Genomic DNA, 2,214 nt, shown 5'->3' with positions numbered 1-2,214 from the left:
CGCCGCATCGTAAACGAATCGCGTCTCCACCGCGCCGCCGCCACCGGCGGACACCAACTGCCCGGCCGCATCGTAGACCAGAGCCCGCCGGCGCGACCCGGTCCGCGAGACGCCTAATCCTGCAGGAGGTCCTCGACGATCTCTTTTCCCATGGCTCGCACGAGACGGTCCTCGTGGGTCAGGGCGAGGTCGGCGATGCGGCGGACCTCGTTCTTCAGGCCGATGTCGTCCAGGAGGTCGGCGTACGACCACCAGGAGAGGTCGTCGACCTCGGGGTCCTCGCGCAGCTGGGAGAAGACCGCGGGCACAAGCACCGGGCGGAGCCTGCTGATCGGGAGCATGCACAACAACCGCCGGGGGTGGGGGGCCACGCGGTCGACGTCGACCCACCGCACGATAACCGGTACGAGGGCGAGCAGATCGTCGTCGGGGAGCATGTAGACGGCCCGGAGGGAGTCCAGATAGTGCTCTCCGCCCCAGGTGCCGAGCCACCCTTCGATCAGGGCGACGACGTCGGGGTTCCCCGCCAGGGGCGCGGCCGCCACGACCGCCCGCCGCATGAAGTGAGCGGACCGTCTCACGGCCTGCGCGATCGCCCCCTCATCGGCCGGCCCAGGCCCGTCGTCGCCCGGTTCTCCGGGAGCTTCGGGCGGCGGGGTGCGGGACCCGTGGAAGTCCGGGTCGGTCAGGAGGCGGGTCTGGTCCTCCAGTCCCAGGTGCTCCAGCAGGTCGGTGCAGGCGCTGTGGAGGGGGCCGTGGGGATCGGGCTCCTCCCGGAGGCGGGCGGCGAGGGCGGGCACGAGCACCGGACGCAACTCCTTGACCGGGACCATGCCCAGCAGGCGCCGGACGTGCGCGGACACCGGCCCCACCCCCACCCACCGGGCGATGGCGGGGGCCAGCGCGAGCAGATCCTTGTCGTACAGGTGGTAGGAGGCCAGAAGGGCGTCCTCGGCCCGCCCGGCATCGGCGCCGTCCAACCACCGCCCCAGCACGCCCACGGCACCGTCGCCGCTCACCGGGGGGATGTCGGCCGCCTCCGCCTCCCACACGAGACGGCCGACCTCCTCCACAGCACCCCCAACCACAGTCACGCCGCCCCCTCTTTTCGGAGATCTATTCACCAGAAGGCGGGATCCCGTCTTCTCTCCACCGTCGAAGCGTCTCGTAGCGCATAGCGAATATGCCGTCCGAGGCCGGTTTCGGGTGGCCCAGCACCTCGTACGTCGCGGGCAACCATCTTGAGAACTCGAGGAACAGCGCCTCATTCTCCTCGGTGACATGCGCGTATCCCACATCGATGTGAGATACCATCAGCACATCCACGGCGTCGTCGAATGCTTCATAATTTTGTCGCAAATAATCGAGCGGCATGCTCATGAGTAACTTGATGATCTCCTCCTCCTGCCGAATCGATACTATGTACGGAAGGTCGGTCAGGTCGTCAAGTGAACGGAACACGATCTACTGGCTCCTAGGATTGTTCTCGAACGGCCAATTGTCGGTGGGAATATGAGATTCGTTAGGATATCTGGCAAACTTCACCCATCTCCCGAACGTGGCGTAATTCGATCGAGTACTCTTGTCGCGAATCATTGTTGTCGGACCGGTGGTAGAGTTTCCTGTCGGAAGGTTGGGGTCAGGCTGTGCACCATGCGTGTGCGAAGACACCGGTCTGCTCGCATAGATCTTAACTCTTCCTCCTTGCCCCCAGGTTTCCTTGATTGTCACGCCATTGACCTCGCCGAGTTTAACGATGTCATTGTAGTTGATTCGACCATTAGAAACCAGTCCACTGGGATCGCTCGGAGCCGTTGTGAATTGTCCGGTTTCGGTGTCGCGCCAGCGGGCGGCGCTCTCGTCCCAGGTGCATCCGTTGTGGGCGAGGGTCCAGGTGCCGGTGGTGGTGGCGACGTAGTAGGCGTGGGTGGTGTCGACCTCGATGTTGTGCACCGTCCGGGCGCGCCCGGCCGGCCGGACGTGGGGCGAACGGAGCCCTCCGGACTCGGGGAGAGTCTCTTCCCGCGACAAAATGAGGGCGAACTCATGATGAGACCCGCGAAGATTCAGTGGGCGTTGGGTCATCGTCGTGTCGCATCCGGGGAGTTCTCCAGACGCTCCCGGAATGCCCTTCCGTGTGGACCTCGGGGTTTGTCTGCGTTGAGGGCGGGTCTACTCGCGGGTCTGCTGCTGGCGGCGGATACGGGCCAGGTA

Annotated in this window: 3 protein-coding genes; all 3 read right to left on the bottom strand. The window is 65.2% G+C overall.

What is annotated here, in order from left to right:
- Positions 1 to 113: 113 nt before the first annotated feature.
- Genes G446_RS18920 through G446_RS20185 form a run of 3 tightly spaced genes read right to left on the bottom strand, consistent with a single transcriptional unit; the run spans position 114 to position 1,953 of the window.
- Complete coding sequence (locus G446_RS18920) at positions 114 to 1,094, bottom strand: hypothetical protein (RefSeq protein WP_156916689.1); 981 nt, start codon at positions 1,092 to 1,094, stop codon at positions 114 to 116.
- 22 nt (positions 1,095 to 1,116) lie between these two features.
- A complete protein-coding gene (locus tag G446_RS0113350; RefSeq protein ID WP_026410506.1) occupies positions 1,117 to 1,461 on the bottom strand; it encodes a hypothetical protein in 345 nt (114 codons plus the stop codon).
- A gap of 3 nt (positions 1,462 to 1,464) precedes the next feature.
- Positions 1,465 to 1,953: a hypothetical protein gene (locus G446_RS20185; protein WP_156916686.1), complete on the bottom strand. Its 489-nt coding sequence runs from the start codon at positions 1,951 to 1,953 to the stop codon at positions 1,465 to 1,467.
- Between the last annotated feature and the right edge of the window lie 261 nt (positions 1,954 to 2,214).

Origin of the sequence: Actinomyces dentalis DSM 19115, assembly GCF_000429225.1 — a bacterium.
Lineage (GTDB): Bacteria > Actinomycetota > Actinomycetes > Actinomycetales > Actinomycetaceae > Actinomyces > Actinomyces dentalis.
The sequence above is the reverse complement of the archived record's forward strand: the minus strand, read 5'-3'. Positions and strand labels throughout refer to the sequence as shown.